The 16,415-nt window shown below is 66.3% G+C and carries 15 protein-coding genes; 5 read left to right on the top strand and 10 right to left on the bottom strand.

Going from position 1 to position 16,415, the window contains the following annotated elements; genetic code table 11:
• Nucleotides 1–81: 81 nt before the first annotated feature.
• Complete coding sequence (xseA, locus tag ACK41U_RS04505) at nt 82–1,653, bottom strand: exodeoxyribonuclease VII large subunit (protein WP_409676599.1); 1,572 nt, start codon at nt 1,651–1,653, stop codon at nt 82–84.
• Nucleotides 1,654–1,715: 62 nt separating this feature from the next.
• Here xseA and purD point away from each other — a divergent pair, with 62 nt between their 5' ends.
• The gene (gene purD / locus ACK41U_RS04500; RefSeq protein ID WP_409676596.1) at nt 1,716–2,972 is read left to right on the top strand and encodes a phosphoribosylamine--glycine ligase; all 1,257 of its coding nucleotides are present in this window, start codon (nt 1,716–1,718) and stop codon (nt 2,970–2,972) included.
• Between the two features lie 154 nt (nt 2,973–3,126).
• Here purD and ACK41U_RS04495 read toward each other — a convergent pair whose 3' ends face one another.
• Nucleotides 3,127–4,146: a ribose-phosphate pyrophosphokinase gene (locus ACK41U_RS04495; RefSeq protein ID WP_409676593.1), complete on the bottom strand. Its 1,020-nt coding sequence runs from the start codon at nt 4,144–4,146 to the stop codon at nt 3,127–3,129.
• A gap of 84 nt (nt 4,147–4,230) precedes the next feature.
• On the opposite strand from ACK41U_RS04495, the gene ACK41U_RS04490 reads away from it, so the two are divergent.
• Nucleotides 4,231–4,830, top strand: a complete 600-nt coding sequence (locus tag ACK41U_RS04490) for a 2-hydroxychromene-2-carboxylate isomerase (RefSeq protein ID WP_409676591.1) — start codon at nt 4,231–4,233, stop codon at nt 4,828–4,830.
• Entirely contained in the window at nt 4,827–5,615 is a 789-nt protein-coding gene (locus ACK41U_RS04485) for an alpha/beta fold hydrolase (RefSeq protein ID WP_409676588.1), read from the top strand. Before ACK41U_RS04490 ends, ACK41U_RS04485 begins: the two co-directional genes overlap by 4 nt.
• Before the next feature lie 9 nt (nt 5,616–5,624).
• Here ACK41U_RS04485 and ACK41U_RS04480 read toward each other — a convergent pair whose 3' ends face one another.
• The 8 genes from ACK41U_RS04480 to ACK41U_RS04445 all read right to left on the bottom strand — a co-directional run bounded on the left by ACK41U_RS04480 (nt 5,625) and on the right by ACK41U_RS04445 (nt 13,436).
• Complete coding sequence (locus tag ACK41U_RS04480; protein ID WP_409676585.1) at nt 5,625–5,972, bottom strand: H-type lectin domain-containing protein; 348 nt, start codon at nt 5,970–5,972, stop codon at nt 5,625–5,627.
• A gap of 108 nt (nt 5,973–6,080) precedes the next feature.
• Nucleotides 6,081–6,530, bottom strand: a complete 450-nt coding sequence (locus ACK41U_RS04475; protein ID WP_409676582.1) for a F0F1 ATP synthase subunit epsilon — start codon at nt 6,528–6,530, stop codon at nt 6,081–6,083.
• A gap of 9 nt (nt 6,531–6,539) precedes the next feature.
• The gene (atpD, locus tag ACK41U_RS04470; RefSeq protein WP_409676579.1) at nt 6,540–7,964 is read right to left on the bottom strand and encodes a F0F1 ATP synthase subunit beta; all 1,425 of its coding nucleotides are present in this window, start codon (nt 7,962–7,964) and stop codon (nt 6,540–6,542) included.
• Nucleotides 7,965–8,020: 56 nt separating this feature from the next.
• On the bottom strand, nt 8,021–8,863 hold the full coding sequence (locus tag ACK41U_RS04465; RefSeq protein WP_409676576.1) for a hypothetical protein: 843 nt from the start codon (nt 8,861–8,863) through the stop codon (nt 8,021–8,023).
• A gap of 3 nt (nt 8,864–8,866) precedes the next feature.
• Nucleotides 8,867–9,739: a F0F1 ATP synthase subunit gamma gene (locus ACK41U_RS04460; protein ID WP_409676573.1), complete on the bottom strand. Its 873-nt coding sequence runs from the start codon at nt 9,737–9,739 to the stop codon at nt 8,867–8,869.
• Nucleotides 9,740–9,750: 11 nt separating this feature from the next.
• On the bottom strand, nt 9,751–11,286 hold the full coding sequence (gene atpA / locus ACK41U_RS04455) for a F0F1 ATP synthase subunit alpha (RefSeq protein ID WP_409676571.1): 1,536 nt from the start codon (nt 11,284–11,286) through the stop codon (nt 9,751–9,753).
• Nucleotides 11,286–11,852 carry a F0F1 ATP synthase subunit delta gene (locus tag ACK41U_RS04450; protein ID WP_409676568.1) on the bottom strand — a complete coding sequence of 189 codons (567 nt, stop codon included), beginning with the start codon at nt 11,850–11,852 and terminating at the stop codon, nt 11,286–11,288. Before ACK41U_RS04450 ends, atpA begins: the two co-directional genes overlap by 1 nt.
• 804 nt (nt 11,853–12,656) lie before the next feature.
• Nucleotides 12,657–13,436: a class I SAM-dependent methyltransferase gene (locus ACK41U_RS04445; RefSeq protein ID WP_409676565.1), complete on the bottom strand. Its 780-nt coding sequence runs from the start codon at nt 13,434–13,436 to the stop codon at nt 12,657–12,659.
• 57 nt (nt 13,437–13,493) lie between these two features.
• Between ACK41U_RS04445 and gloB the strand changes: the two genes are divergently transcribed.
• Together gloB and ACK41U_RS04435 are read left to right on the top strand one after the other, a co-directional pair.
• Complete coding sequence (gene gloB, locus ACK41U_RS04440; RefSeq protein ID WP_409676562.1) at nt 13,494–14,306, top strand: hydroxyacylglutathione hydrolase; 813 nt, start codon at nt 13,494–13,496, stop codon at nt 14,304–14,306.
• 207 nt (nt 14,307–14,513) lie between these two features.
• On the top strand, nt 14,514–16,415 hold a 1,902-nt coding region (locus ACK41U_RS04435), incomplete at its 3' end, for an AAA family ATPase (protein WP_409676559.1).

Below are 16,415 nucleotides of genomic sequence, written 5' to 3'. Positions count from 1 at the left end.
CACACCCCGCCGCCGAACGGTTCTCGAACCGGTGGCGACCCGTTCGGCAGCCCCGTGGGATATTTGGCGACCAAAGCAGGTTCAGATCAGGGTTTTCTGTTCGGGCGAGGGCGATTTGCGGCGTCTTGGTTTTTCAGGCGCGGTGTCCGGGCGGACGGGAAGTCGGCGGTTGCCGGCGAATTGCAGCTCCAGCCGGGGCGACCGGGCCGCGGCTTCCGGCGTGGTGATGACGCTGTCATCGGGCCCGCGCAGGATGACAAAGCCGCGCTTGAGCGTCTCATCGGGGCCGAGGGACTGGCGCATGCGGTCCAGCCGGATCAGCGCCTCGTGCCGCTGCGCCTGAGCGCGGCGGAGTGCGGCGTCGAGCCGGTCATTCAGCTCGGTCAGCCGCAGCTGCTGCTGGCTGATGGCGCGGCGCGTGGTCGTGGTGACGCGGCGCAGCGAGCTGTCGAGGCGCTGTTGCAGATGGGTCAGCCGGTCGCGCGGGCGGTCCAGACGGCGGGCACAGGCGCTGTCCAGCCGTGCAGCGGCGCGGTCGAGGCCGTGGCGTTTGCCTTGGGTGAACTGGCGCAGGGTGGCCGCCGGGATCGGACGTGCGCCCAGCCGGTGACGCCGCGCGGCCACCACCTGCCGCAGTGCCGGTTCCAGCCGTGCCCCCCACAGATCGAGGCGCTGGCGCGGCCCTTCGGTCAGCGCCGTGGGGCGGCCCATCGCGCGGGCCAGATCCAGCAGCCGCTGGCGCGGGCGCTGGACCGTCTGCGTGGTGGCGCGCGCCATCCTTGTGGCGGTGTCAGACAGGCGGGCCATCAGATCGGCGCGCACGGGGACCGCCATCTCGGCGGCTGCGGTCGGCGTGGGGGCGCGGCGGTCCGAGGCGAAGTCGATCAGCGTCGTGTCAGTCTCGTGGCCCACGGCCGAGATCAGCGGGATGGCGCTGTCCGCCGCGGCGCGCACGACGATTTCCTCGTTGAAGCCCCACATATCTTCCAGGCTGCCGCCGCCGCGCGCCACGATGATCAGATCGGGGCGCGGGATCGCCCCCGCCTCGGGCAGCGCGTTGAAGCCCCGGATCGCCGCGGCCACCAGCGGCGCGCAGCCCGCACCCTGCACCGCCACCGGCCAGATCAGCACGCGGGCCGGAAAGCGGTCGCGCAGCCGGTGCAGGATGTCGCGGATCACCGCGCCCGAGGGCGAGGTCACCACCCCGATCACGCGCGGCAGAAAGGGCAGCGGACGCTTGCGCGCCTCATCGAACAGCCCCTCGGCGGCCAGCGCGCGGCGGCGCTTGTCCAGCATCGCCATCAGCGCGCCGATCCCCGCAGGCTCGATCTGATCGACGATCATCTGGTATTTCGACTGGCCCGGAAAGGTCGTCAGGCGCCCGGTGGCGATGACCTCCATCCCCTCTTCGGGGCGCTGGGTCAGCCGGGCCGCCTGCCCCTTCCAGGTCACGGCGGCCAGCACGGCGCGGTCGTCCTTGAGGTCGAAATAGAGATGCCCCGAGCCGGGCCGCGACACGCGTCCGATCTCGGCCCGCACGCGGACGCGGGCGAACTGATCCTCGATGCTGCGCTTCAGCGCCCCCGACAGTTCGGAGACGGTGAATTCATGCGCGTTGCTGCCCGGCTGGGGCGCGTCGTCCAGAAGGTCCATGCGGCTTGTTCCCTTTCGCGGGGCAGACTAGAACGCCGCAAGACCAAGCGAAAGGGCGGCAGATGAATATCCTGATCCTGGGTGGCGGAGGGCGCGAGCATGCGCTGGCGTGGGCCGTCCGGCAGAACCCGAAATGCGACCGGCTGATCGTCGCGCCGGGCAATGCGGGCATCGCGGGCCTGGCCGAATGCGCCGATCTGGATGTGCTGTCACGGGCAGATGTGCTTGAATTCGCGCAGGAAAATGCCATAGATTTCGTGATTGTCGGCCCCGAGGCGCCGCTGGCTGCAGGTGTGTCGGATGCGCTGCGGGAGGCGGGGTTTCTGGTCTTTGGCCCCAGCCAGGCCGCCGCCCAGCTGGAGGCCTCCAAGACCTTCACCAAGGAAATCTGCGACGCCTGCGGGGCGCCGACAGCCGCCTGGGCGCGCTTCACCGAGGCGGCCCCGGCCCGCGACCATGTGACCGCACAGGGGGCCCCGATCGTGGTCAAGGCCGACGGGCTGGCCGCTGGCAAAGGCGTCACCGTGGCCGAGACCATCGCGCAGGCCCATGCCGCCATCGACGCAATTTTTGACGGCGAATTCGGCGAGATGTCGGTCGTGATCGAAGAGTTCATGGCGGGCGAAGAGGCCAGCTTTTTCATCCTGTCGGACGGCACCGATTGTCTGGCGATCGGCACCGCGCAGGACCACAAGCGGGTGGGCGACGGCGACACCGGGCCGAACACCGGCGGCATGGGCGCATACAGCCCCGCCCCGGTCCTGACACCTGCGCTGCAAGATCAGGTGATGGCGCGGATCGTGCGCCCCACCATCGCGGAAATGGCTCGGAAAAACATGCCTTTTCAAGGCGTTCTATATGCCGGGCTGATGATCGACAACGGCGAGGCGCGGCTGGTCGAATACAATGTCCGCTTCGGTGACCCGGAATGTCAGGCGCTGATGATGCGGCTGGGGGCGCAGGCGCTGGACCTGCTGCTGGCCTGCGCCGAAGGGCGGCTGTCAGAGGCCGCCGTCACCTGGGCCGATGACCACGCGCTGACCGTCGTGATGGCTGCAAACGGCTATCCGGGCGCCTACGAAAAATACAGCCACATCAACGGCCTGAAAGATCTTCCTGAGACAAGTTCTCAGATGACCTTCCACGCCGGCACCGCGAGGAAAGACGGCGCCATCCTGGCCACCGGCGGTCGTGTTCTGGCCTGCACCGGGCGCGGCGCGACGCTGGCCGAGGCGCATCAGCGCGCCTATGCGCTGGTCGATGCGATCGACTGGCCGCAGGGCTTCTGCCGCCGCGACATCGGCTGGCGGGCGCTGTAAAAACCGCCCGCACCGGGCCGCCACAGGCTGTGCACCGCGCGTACACAGCCTGTACACCGCCCTGAAGTGCCACGAAAAAACCGCCGCACCCCACCCCTGTTTCTTCTTCACTCAAATATCCCCGCCGGAGGCATCCGCCCCCACGGCCCGCACCTCAGCCGGTCGAATAGAGCCCCTCATAGATCGGCAGCAGGGTATCCGTCTCGAACAGGCTGCTGACCGAGGTGCCGTTCCAGATATTCAGGATCGCCTGCGCGAACATCGGCGCGGTCGGCACGATGCGGATATTGGGCGCGTTCTTCACCGCCTCGGTCGGCTGGATCGAATCGGTGATGACCAGCGACTTCATCACCGATTTGCTGACCCGCTCGACGGCGGGGCCGGACAGCACGCCATGGGTGATATAGGCATGGACCTCGGTCGCGCCCTCGTCCATCAGCACCTGCGCCGCCTTGCACAACGTACCCGCCGTGTCGCACATGTCGTCGACGATAATGCAGGTCTTGCCCGAGACGTCGCCGATGACGGTCATCTCGGCCACCTCGCCCGCCTTCTCGCGGCGCTTGTCCACGATCGACAGCGGCGCACCGATCCGGGTCGCCAGTTCGCGCGCCCGCGCCACGCCGCCGACATCGGGCGAGACCACCATCAGATCGTTCATCCGGCCCTTGAAATGGTGCTGCACATCCAGACCAAAGATCGGCGCGGCATAGAGGTTGTCCACCGGAATGTCGAAAAAGCCCTGAATCTGCGCGGCATGCAGGTCCATGGTCAGCACCCGGTCCACGCCCGCCTCGGTCAGCAGGTTCGCCACCAGCTTGGCGCTGATCGGCGTGCGGGCCTTGGCGCGGCGGTCCTGACGGGCATAGCCGAAATAGGGGATCACCGCCGTGATGCGCGCCGCCGAAGACCGGCGCAGCGCATCGACCATGATCAGCAGTTCCATCAGGTTGTCATTGGCCGGGTTCGAGGTCGGCTGGATGATGTACATATCCTCGCCGCGGACGTTCTCGTAGACCTCGACAAAGATCTCGGCATCGTTGAACCGCTCGACCCGCGCGTCCAGCAGGCTGACATTCATGCCGCGATGCATGGACATGCGGCGCGCGATGGCCTGGGCCAGCGGTCGGTTGGCATTACCGGAGATCAGCTTGGGTTCGCTCATGACGGGCATCAGGGTGGGCCTCTGGCGGTTGCGTCGGATTGCGGTCGCCTTAGCACCGCGCTAGCCTCGGGGCAAACCCGGAAAGGACAGCCCATGGCGCATATCGACTATTACCTGGCGACGATCAGCCCCTGGTGCTATCTGGCCGGCACGCGGCTGGAAGCGATCGCGCAGCGCCACGGCGCGACTGTGACCTACAAGCCGCTGGATGTGCTGCAGCTTTTCGACCGCACAGGCGGCACCCGCCCGGCGGACCGCCATCCCAGCCGGATGGAGTATCGCGCGCATGAGCTGCCGCGTTGGGCCGCGCATCTGGGCATGGCCCTGAACCTGAAGCCCGCGCATTGGCCGGTGAACATGGCGCCCTCGTCCTATGCCATCATTGCCGCGCAACAGGCGGGCGGCGGCGATCTGGGCGGGCTGGTGCACGCGATCACGCGTGCGGTCTGGGCGGAACAGCGTGACATCAGCGAGGATGCGGTGATCCGCGATCTGCTGGGCGCGCATGGGTTCGACCCGGCGCTGGCCGACAAGGGGCTGTTCATCGGCGCCGAGACCTATGGCCGCAATCTGGAAGAGGCGGTGGCAGGGGGCGTCTTTGGCACGCCCTTCTATATCGTGCGCGAGAGCGGGCAGCGGTTCTGGGGACAGGACCGGCTGGAGTTTCTGGACCGGCATCTGGCCGAGCTGTGAGCGGCATTCACCTGCATCACTGGCCGGGCGATCCCGACCGCCCTGCCCTTGCGCTGCATTGCATGATGGGCAGCGGCGCCTCGTGGGGGCCGGTGGCCCGCGCGCTGGCGGCATCGGGCGAGGCGGCGGTCGATCTGCGCGGCTTCGACATGCCGGGGCATGGCCGCAGCGACGACTGGCAGCCCGGCCCGGACAGCCCCGATTACCACACCGCCGTCACCCGGATCGCGGCGGCGATGATCGCGCAGCCGGTGGATCTGATCGGGCATAGTTTCGGCGCGACGGTCGCCTTGCGCATTGCCGTGGCCGCGCCCGAGGCGATCCGCAGCCTGACCCTGATCGAGCCGGTGCTGTTCGCCGCCGCCCCCTCGACCCTGCAGGACGTGCTGAACGATCAGCTGGCGGCGCTGCTGGCAGAGGGCCGCGAGGACGAGGCCGTGCGTGCCTTTCTGTCGGTCTGGGGCGGCGACGGGGTGGCGGGGCTGTCCCCCGAAGCGCTGGCGCTGATGCGGCGCCAGATCGGGCTGGTGGCGGCGACCGCAGGCGCGCTGCGCGAGGATCACGCCAATATCCTGCGCAAGGGCGGGCTGGAGGCGGTGGATGCGCCGGTGCTGCTGATTGCGGGGGCAAACAGCCCGCCGGTCATTCACGCCATCGCCGAGGTGCTGGCCGCGCGCCTGCCCGATGTCGGGCGCGCCTCGGTGCCGGGCGCGGCGCATATGCTGCCGCTGACCCATCCGCGTCAGGTGGCCGGGCTGATCGGGGTCAATCTGGAGCGGGCCTGAACCCGGCGGTCAGAGCAGGAAGTCGTCGTCATCCGGCACGGCGCCGATCGCGGTCCACTGGACGCGCATCCGGGCGATCCGGCTGTCGCCCCAGGTCTTGAAGACCAGATCGAATCCCAGCGGCGTGACATTGGCGACCGACAGATCGCCGCGCTGATTGGTGCTGCCGTCAATGTCCCACATGGTCATGGCGACCTGCACCGCGGGCGAGGTCAGGAACCGTTCGGGAAAGGGGACATGGCGCCGGACACTGCGCTCGCCCGAGCCGGTCCAGAGCGGGCCGCCGGTATCGAAATCGGACACGAGCTGAACGACGCCCTGGCTGACGCCGATCTCGCCGGAACTGAAACGGAACATTTTACTCATCCTTCTCCCCCGGGCCTGTCGGCGCGGGCCTGCACAAAAAGAACAGCCCCGGACGGGTCCGGGGCTGTTCCTGTTTGGGTTCGTGCGGCAGCGAGACGCTCAATCAGGAACGGTGGACTGGTTGGGGTCCAGCCCGATATGGGTGCCAAGCGCCACCATGTCGCCGACCAGCTTGACGGCGGCGGTCACGACCTCTTCGCCGACATGCTCGCGGCGCGATTCCGCCTGGCGATGGGTGCGGCGGGCCTCGGCCAGCATGTCGTTATAGACGTCCTGCGTGATCTCGGCGCGGGGATGGCCCCGTTCGGCCAGCAGGCTGACCGAATCGGCGTTGATCTCGGCAAAGCCGCCGGTCACGGCGAATTCGCTGGTGGCGCCGTCGGCGCCGACCAGAACCACCATGCCGGGCCGCAGCGTGACGATCGCGGGCGCATGGCCGGGCATGGCGGTCAGATCGCCATCGCTGCCCGGCAGGCGCACCTCGCGCACGGGAACGGAGGCGAGGCTCCGTTCCGGCGACACGAGGTCGAACTGCATCGTATCGGCCATATCGCCCCCTTACGCGGCTTCGGCGGCAAGGCGCTGCGCCTTGGCCTTCACGTCCTCGATGTCGCCGACCATGTAGAAGGCCGATTCCGGCAGGTGGTCGTATTCACCCGCAACGACCGCCTTGAACGAGGCGATGGTTTTCTCCAGCGGCACCTGAATGCCGTCCGAGCCGGTGAAGACCTTGGCCACGTCGAAGGGCTGCGACAGGAAGCGCTGGATCTTGCGCGCGCGGGTCACGGTCAGCTTGTCCTCTTCGGACAGCTCGTCCATGCCCAGAATCGCGATGATGTCCTGCAGCGACTTGTATTTCTGCAGGATGCCCTGCACGTCGCGCGCCACCTGATAATGCTCTTCGCCGACAACCGCCGGGTCCAGAATGCGCGAGTTACTGTCCAGCGGGTCCACGGCCGGGTAGATGCCCAGTTCCGAGATCGCGCGCGACAGAACGGTCGTGGCGTCGAGGTGGGCAAAGGTCGTGGCAGGTGCAGGGTCGGTGAGGTCATCGGCCGGGACGTAGACGGCCTGGATCGAGGTGATCGAGCCGTTCTTGGTCGAGGTGATGCGTTCCTGCATCTGGCCCATATCGGTGGCCAGCGTCGGCTGATAGCCCACGGCGGAGGGGATCCGGCCCAGCAGTGCCGAGACTTCGGAGCCTGCCTGCGTGAAGCGGAAGATGTTGTCCACGAAGAACAGAACGTCGGTGCCCGAGGCGTCGCGGAACTGCTCGGCCAGCGTCAGGCCGGTCAGAGCGACGCGCATGCGGGCGCCCGGCGGCTCGTTCATCTGGCCGTAAACCAGCGCCACTTTGGAATCGACCAGATTGTCGGGGACGATCACGCCCGATTCAACCATCTCGTGATAGAGGTCGTTGCCCTCACGCGTCCGCTCACCCACACCGGCGAACACGGAATAGCCCGAGTGCACCTTGGCGATGTTGTTGATCAGTTCCATGATCAGAACCGTCTTGCCCACACCGGCGCCGCCGAACAGGCCGATCTTGCCGCCCTTGGAATAGGGCGCCAGCAGGTCGATGACCTTGATGCCGGTCACAAGGATTTCCGAGCTGGTCGCCTGCGACGCAAAGTCGGGGGCGGGCTGGTGGATGGCGCGGGTCTCGCTGGCGGCAAGTGCGGCGCCTTCGTCGACGGGCTCGCCCACGACGTTGAGGATGCGGCCAAGCGTCACGTCACCCACGGGCACCATGATCGGGCTGCCGGTGTCCGACACGGCCTCGCCGCGGACCAGACCTTCGGTCGCGTCCATGGCGATGGTGCGCACGGTGTTTTCGCCCAGATGCTGGGCCACTTCCAGCACCAGCTTCTTGCCGTTGTTATGGGTGACCAGCGCGTTCAGAATCGCGGGAAGCTGGTCTTCGAACTGGACGTCAACGACGGCACCGATCACCTGCGTGATTTTGCCCTTTGATTCTGCCATCTAATGAACTCCTTGGCTTTCGTTGCGGGTGGGCCGTGCGGCCCTGTGGCCCCGCATTATTTCCCGACACCCTTGTCATCCGACCGGGCGTATACATGATCGACGAGAAAGTCCCAACGGCTTTTGGGCGTTTCGCGCCAGCCTTCGCGAAGTCCGCGAAGGCCGAAATTGAACTCGGTCACTGTCAGCTGAAGCTTGCGCCCCGGAAAATAGCGACGGTATTTCTGCTCGAACCGGGTCCGGTTCGGCGCAAAGCTGGCATCAATCCCGCCGGGGCTGTGATGGCGCAGCAGGAAGGGGATCACATAGCTGCGGCCCCCCATGATCTCGGCCATGCGGCACAGATCGGCGGCGTAGAAATGAAAGCCCGTCAGATCGCAGGAATTCAGGACCGGACGGTCGCGCCGCATGACGAAAAAATTCTCGTCCAGCGATTCGACCAGAACCGGGCCATCGACGCGGGTGTCGCTGTCATGGGGATCAACCAGATGACGCGCGACGATCTGATCGCCCAGACCCCCGGCATTTCCGGCCAGCAGCCACAGAGGATCGTGCTGCTCCAGCTCATCCAGGCGGGCCTCAAGCTGGGCCGCGCCATCGGTGATGAACTCGACATCGTCATGCGAGAAGACGACATAGCGGCCCCGTGCCTCGCACAGCGCGCGGCGGATCGCGTCGAACCCGTCGAAACGGTTGGCGCCGCGATTGTCGAGCGCCAGGAACTGGCTGTTTTCGGGGGTGAACCCGCTGGCCTCGGCAGAGGCCAGCAGCCGGTCATAGCGATCCTGCTTCGCCACGAGGGTCACGAAGGTGAACAGCACGTCGCTGTCGGCGGGCCCGGTCAGGAACCGGACCCGCAGACGATCGGCGGTGGTGTCAGCCTGCGTGGCCCGCGCCATGACCTACAGAGCCTCCGCGCCTGCGATGATCTCGATCAGTTCCGTGGTGATCGCAGCCTGACGCGAGCGGTTGTACTGCGTGGTCAGACGGTCGATCATATCGCCCGCATTGCGCGTGGCGTTGTCCATGGCACTCATCCGTGCGCCCTGTTCGGACGCCGCATTTTCCAGAAGCGCCGCAAAGATCTGCGTCGCGACGGAGCGCGGCAGCAGTTCGGCCAGCAGTTCTTCTTCGCCCGGCTCGTATTCATAGAGCGAGTTCACCGGCGCTGCGTCCTGCGGCACCTCGGCGGGGATGATCTGACGCGCGGTCGGGATCTGGCTGATCACCGATTCAAAGCGGTTGTAGAAGATCGTCGCCACGTCGAAATCGCCCTGATCGAAGCGGGCCAGAACGTCGTCGGTGATCGCGCGGGCGGTGTCATAGCCCATGCGCTTGACCTCGGACAGGTCGACATGGTGGACGAACAGGCTGCTGTATTCGCGTTTCAGCTGCTCGCGGCCCTTCTTGCCGACCGTCAGGATCGCGACCTGCTTGCCCTGCCCGCGCAGCCGTTCGGCATGAACGCGCGCCAGCTTGACGATCGAGCTGTTGAAGCCCCCCGCCAGACCGCGTTCCGCCGTCATCACGACCAGCAGGTGACGCTGATCGTCGCCCGTGCCCGCCAGCAGGCGCGGCGCGCCCGACTGGCCTGCCGCATTCGCGGTCAGACCGGCCATGACGGCCGCCATGCGGTCGGCATAGGGGCGCGCGGCAACCGCCGCCTCCTGCGCACGGCGCAGTTTGGCGGCGGCGACCATCTGCATCGCCTTGGTGATCTTGCGCGTGTTCTTGACGCTGCCGATCCGGTTCTTGAGATCCTTGAGACTGGGCATCTATTCCCCCCTCAGGCGCGGGTGCGGTTGTATTCGTCCAGCACCGCCTTGATCGCATTTTCCAGATCGCCGCTGACCTTGCGGTCGTTGCGGGTCATGTCGTCCAGAAGATCGGTCTTCTGGCTGCGCAGGAACTGGATCAGACCGTCTTCCCAGGCCACGATCTCTTTGACCGGGACGCTGTCGATATAGCCCTTGGTGCCGGCATAGATCACGATGACGATCTCGGCATTGGTCAGCGGGCGGTATTGCGGCTGTTTCATCAGCTCGGTCAGGCGGGCACCGCGGTTCAGCAGGCGCTGGGTCGCGGCGTCCAGATCGGAACCGAACTGGGCGAAGGCCGCCATCTCGCGATACTGCGCCAGTTCCAGCTTGACCGGACCGGCGACGGATTTCATCGCCTTGGTCTGAGCGGCCGAGCCCACACGCGACACCGACAGGCCGGTGTTCACGGCCGGGCGGACGCCCTGGAAGAACAGTTCCGTTTCAAGGAAGATCTGGCCGTCGGTGATCGAGATCACGTTGGTCGGGATATAGGCCGACACGTCGCCCGCCTGGGTTTCGATGATCGGCAGCGCGGTCAGCGAGCCCGAGCCATTGGCCTCGTTCAGCTTGGCCGAACGCTCCAGCAGGCGCGAGTGCAGATAGAACACGTCGCCCGGATAGGCTTCGCGGCCGGGCGGGCGGCGCAGCAGCAGCGACATCTGGCGATAGGCCACGGCCTGTTTGGACAGATCGTCATAGATGATCAGCGCGTCCATGCCGTTGTCGCGGAAATATTCGCCGATTGCGGTGCCGGAATAGGGTGCCAGGAACTGCATCGGTGCCGGGTCCGAGGCGGTCGCGGCGACGATGGTCGTATAGGCCATGGCGCCGGTCTCTTCCAGCTTCTTGACCAGCTGCGCCACGGTCGAGCGTTTCTGACCCACCGCGACATAGATGCAGTGCAGGGTCTTCATGCCCTCGGCCTCGCGGCCGTTATAGCTCATCTGGTTCAGGATCGTGTCCATCGCGATGGCGGTCTTGCCGGTCTGACGGTCACCGATGATCAGTTCGCGCTGGCCACGGCCAACCGGGATCATGGCGTCGACGGATTTCAGGCCGGTCGCCATCGGCTCGTGCACCGATTTGCGCGGCATGATGCCGGGGGCCTTCATGTCGGCGATGCGACGCTCGGTCGTCTCGATGGGGCCTTTGCCGTCGATCGGATTGCCGAGACCGTCCACGACGCGGCCCAGCAGGGCCTTGCCCACCGGAACGTCCACGATCGAGCGCGTGCGCTTGACGGTGTCGCCTTCCTTGATCGAGCGGTCGTCGCCGAAGATCACGATACCGACGTTGTCGGTTTCGAGGTTCAGCACCATGCCGCGAATTCCGCCGGGGAATTCGACCATCTCGCCGGCCTGCACCTTGTCCAGACCATAGACGCGGGCGATGCCGTCACCGACGGACAGGACCTGACCAACTTCGGCAACTTCGGCGTCCTGGCCGAAGTTCTTGATCTGCTCCTTGAGGATCGCCGAAATTTCGGCAGCCTGGATTCCCATTATCCGACCTCTTTCATGACATTCTGGAGGGAGCTGAGCTTCGAGCGGACCGAACTGTCGATCATCTGCGAGCCCAGCTTGACAATCATGCCGCCGATGAGGGTTTCATCGACGCGCGTGTTCAGTTTGACGGTCTTGCCGGATTTCTCGGCCAGCGTGGTCTTCAGGCGGTCCTGCTGTTCGTCGGTCAGCGCGATGGCGCTGGTGACATCGGCGGTGACCTCGCCGCGTTCGACCGCGATCAGTTCGGCCAGACGCGCGGCCAGCTGCGGCAGCACGAACAGGCGGCGGTTGCGGGCCATCAGCTGCAGCGTGTTCGCCATCACCGGCGACAGGCCCATCCTGGCGGCAATCGCGCCGATGGCACGGGCCTGATCGTCGCGGGCGTATTTCGGGCTGGAGATCAGCTCGCGCAGCTCGGGGCTGTCGTCCAGCGCGGCGGCCAGTTCGTCGGTCTCGCGGGCAAGCGTGTCGATCTGACCCTCTTCCCTCGCGATATCAAAGACGGCCTGCGCATAACGCCCGGCGATGCTGTGGGACATGGAAACAGAGTTGGCCACGGTCATCCTTTACGGTTTGCGCAAACCCCACTGGCGGGCCGGGCTGCTGCCTGGTCAGTCGCGGGGTGCGGGTCGCGGTCGCACGGCTTTTGGAGGGCCGTCCAGAATTCAGGGCGTCTCTAGCAGCAGTTTCCGCGCCCGGCAACCGTCATGCACACGCAGATGCGAGCGTTTGCGCCAAAGGTCGTGCCTGCCCGGCAATGATGCCGCAAAGCTGCGGATGATAGCGCCGGACAAGGGCTTGGTGCGGCGGTTCCGCCCTGCGACAGGCTGTCGCAGGGGGCGCCGGACGGCGGCGTCCGGGGGCGGATGGAGGCGAGTCGGGGCGGTGATTCATCGCGGGTGTCGGGGCGCCTGCTGGATGTGGGGGCTGGCTGGCGGTCCGCCTGCTTTCGGCGTGACCGATGATTGCGCGTCTGTCGTTTCCGGACGGGCAGATTTGAGGGCGTTTTCGCTTGGGCTATTGTCGGGCAGGCGGGCAGTGCCGAGGGGCAGCTTTGCGGACGAAGCTGCAGTTAAATGGGGTCACCGAGCTACCCACTCAATGTAGGCCAACCAGCATCCAAATGAAAAAACCAACAACACCAAGCAGTGTTTCAAAATCTTATGTTTCTTGAAGCGTTTCTCTATCCATTCGATGAGAGAACCCAGTACTATTTCCATAGTCTTTGGCTCTCTTCTCGTTCTCAACGCGTCATTCAGCCAACTTAAACACCCTTCCGAATAAAGCAACTTTGGGCTCTTCGCGCCTGCCACCCCGGACGCGCCAGAGCTTTCGTTCCGCGCCCACCCGCTCCCGCACCCTGCCCCTCACCGCTCGCTGCGACAGCGTGAGGTGGCGGCGCGGCCCGGTTGCGGGCGGGTGACGCCGTCCAGGATCTCCAGCGGGCTGGGCACGCGGATCTTGACCGCAGGCCCCACCGGCGCGCGGGTCTGCTTGGACAGCTCGACCAGCACCACCCCCGCGATCAGCACCCGGCTGATGCGCAGGCCCGTGCGCTCCCAGAACTGGGCGCTGCGCAGCCAGAAGCGGCGGTCCGAGGGCGGGATATAGACCGCCGAGCCATGCCATTCGGGCTGAAACCCCTCGCGCCGCATCTGCGCCTCGATCTGGCCTGCCGTATAGGCGCGGCCATAGCCGAAGGGCGTCTGCTCGGACGCGGCCCAGAGGCCCGCGCGGTTGGGCACCATCACCATCGCCCGCCCCCCCGGACCCAGACAGCGCCAGGCCTCGGCCAGCAATTCGCGCGGATGCTCGCTGGTCTCGATGCCGTGCAGCATGATGAGACGGTCGATGCTGCCAGTCTCGATGGGCCAGGCGGTCTCGTCGCACAGGACCGAGTGGTTGGGCAGGCCCGCAGGCCAGGACATCACCCCCTGCTGGCCCGGCATCAGCGCCGTCACCCGCCGCGCATGGGGCAGATAGGGCCGCAGCATCGGCGCGGCAAAGCCGAACCCCGCCACCGTCATGCCGGTGCAGCCCGCAGGCGCCCAACGCTGCGTCAGCCGGTCGCGCAGGATGCGCTGGACCACGCGGCCAAGGGCGCGCTGGTAGTAGAACCGTCGAAGCTGGTCGATATCGTGATGCATTGCGCCCCGGCCCGGTATTTGACAGGGTCACGAGACCACAAGGAGAGGGATTTGCCAATGCCAGTGCATGAGGGGCCGCAGCAGGATGCGCCGCAGCAGGATGCCGGGCCGGATGCGCGCCCTCTGGAGCTGGTCACGCTGCGCTGTCTGCGCGACAATTACGCCTATCTGCTGCATGGACCGGCGGGGACGGTGCTGATCGACGCCCCCGAGGCCGCCCCGATCCAGACCGAGCTGGAGGCGCGCGGCTGGGGGCTGGACGCGATCCTGCTGACCCATCACCATGATGATCACATCGCGGGCGTGCCGGACCTGGTGGCGGCGTTCGGCGCGCGGGTGATCGGGGCTGCGGCGGATGCCCACCGCCTGCCGCCGCTGGACCTGCGCGTCATGCCCGGTGAGCCGCTGGAGGTGCTGGGCGAGCCGGTCGGCATCATCGACGTGCCCGGCCACACGATCGGCCATCTGGCCTATCACTTTGCGCAATCGGGCTATGCCTTTACCGCCGACAGCCTGATGGCCTTGGGCTGCGGGCGCCTGTTCGAGGGGGACGCCGCGATGATGTGGGGCAGCCTGTCGCGGCTGACCGCCCTGCCCGACGAGACGCTGATCTGTTCGGGCCATGACTATTGCACCGCCAACGGCGCCTTTGCCCTGTCGGTCGATCCGGACAATGCCGCCCTGCGCGACCGGCTGGAGGCGATCGCCGAGGCGCGCGAGCCCTGCGCCCCCGCCACATTGGCTGTCGAGCGCGCCACCAACCCGTTCCTGCGCATCGAGGCGCTGCGCGACCAGCTGGAGCTGTCTGATGCGCCCGCCAGCACGGTGTTTGCGCGGCTGCGCGCCATGAAGGACAGCTTTCAGGGATGAGCCAAGTGAAATCGCCCCCACCCCGCCGGGGGGTTGAAAGACGCCCGCCTGCGCATCACATCTGCCTCATCCGTGGGAAAAACGGCGGTGCAAGGGCAATTCCCTCTTGATGCCGGACGAAATCCACCAAATCTTAAAGACATCATGACAGTCTGGGCAGGTGGGTCCACGCAGCCCATACCGCCAGCCGACTGACAGGAGACGACCGTGCCAAGTTTCTCGACCTCTCTGGAACAGGCCATTCACCAGGCGCTTGCGCTGGCGAACGAACATCGACACGAACTTGCAACGCTGGAGCATCTGCTGCTGGCGCTGACCGAGGAACCCGAGGCGGTCAAGGTCATGCGCGCCTGCAATGTGGATCTGGATGAGCTGCGCAGCACGCTGGTCGATTTCATCGAAGATGACCTGTCCACCCTGATCACCGATGTCGAAGGCTCGGAGGCGGTGCCGACGGCGGCCTTCCAGCGCGTGATCCAGCGCGCAGCCATCCATGTCCAGAGCTCGGGGCGGCAGGAGGTGACCGGCGCCAATGTGCTGGTCGCGATCTTTGCCGAACGCGAATCGAACGCGGCCTATTTCCTGCAGGAAATGGACATGACCCGCTATGACGCGGTGAATTACATCGCCCATGGCGTGGCCAAGAACCCGTCCTTCAACGAGCCCCGCAAGGTCGTGGGCGCCGAGGAACCGGTCGAGCAGAAACAGGCAGAGCCTGCGCAGGAGCCCAAAGAGGAAACCGCGCTTGGCAAATATTGCGTCGATCTGAACGCGAAATCCCGCAAGGGCGATGTCGACCCGCTGATCGGCCGCGAATCCGAGGTCGAGCGCGCGATCCAGGTCCTGTGCCGCCGCCGCAAGAACAACCCGCTGCTGGTCGGCGATCCCGGCGTGGGCAAGACCGCCATCGCGGAAGGTCTGGCGCTGAAGATCACGCGGGGCGAGACGCCCGAGGTGCTGGCCGGTGCGACGATCTTTTCGCTGGATATGGGGGCGCTGCTGGCCGGCACCCGCTATCGCGGCGATTTCGAGGAACGGCTGAAGGCGGTCGTCAAGGAACTTGAGGCCCATCCCGACGCGATCATGTTCATCGACGAGATCCACACCGTGATCGGCGCGGGCGCGACCTCGGGCGGGGCGATGGATGCCTCCAACCTGCTGAAACCGGCGCTGGCGGGTGGCAAGCTGCGCTGCATGGGGTCCACGACCTACAAGGAATACCGCCAGCATTTCGAAAAGGACCGCGCCTTGTCGCGCCGGTTCCAGAAGATCGACGTGAACGAGCCTTCGGTCCCCGACACGATCAAGATCCTGATGGGGCTGAAGCCGCATTTCGAGGCGCATCACGACCTGCGCTATACCAATGACGCGATCAAATCGGCGGTGGAACTGGCCAGCCGCTATATCAACGACCGCAAGCTGCCCGACAGCGCCATCGACGTGATCGACGAGGCGGGCGCGGCCCAGCATCTGGTCGCCGAAAGCAAGCGCCGCAAGACCATCAGCCCCAAGGAGATCGAGGCCGTCGTGGCCAAGATCGCCCGCATTCCGCCCAAGAATGTCAGCAAGAACGATGCCGAGGTGCTGCGCGATCTTGAGGCCTCGCTCAAGCGGGTGGTGTTCGGTCAGGACAATGCGATCGACGCGCTGTCCTCGGCCATCAAGCTGGCGCGTGCGGGTCTGCGCGAGCCGGAAAAGCCCATCGGCAACTATCTGTTCGCGGGCCCGACCGGCGTCGGCAAGACCGAGGTCGCCAAACAGCTGGCGACCACGCTGGGGGTCGAGCTGCTGCGCTTTGACATGTCGGAATACATGGAGAAACACGCGGTCAGCCGGCTGATCGGCGCGCCTCCGGGCTATGTCGGCTTTGATCAGGGCGGGCTGCTGACCGATGGCGTCGACCAGCACCCGCATTGCGTGCTGCTGCTGGACGAGATCGAAAAGGCGCATCCCGATGTCTACAACATCCTGCTGCAGATCATGGATGCGGGCCGCCTGACCGACCATAACGGCCGCCAGGTCGATTTCCGCAATGTGATCCTGATCATGACCTCGAATGCGGGCGCCTCGGATGCCGCCAAGGCCGCGATCGGCTTTGGCCGCGACCGG

It is taken from the genome of Paracoccus sp. (in: a-proteobacteria) (genome assembly GCF_046289755.1).
GTDB lineage: Bacteria > Pseudomonadota > Alphaproteobacteria > Rhodobacterales > Rhodobacteraceae > Paracoccus.
The sequence above is the reverse complement of the archived record's forward strand: the minus strand, read 5'-3'. Positions and strand labels throughout refer to the sequence as shown.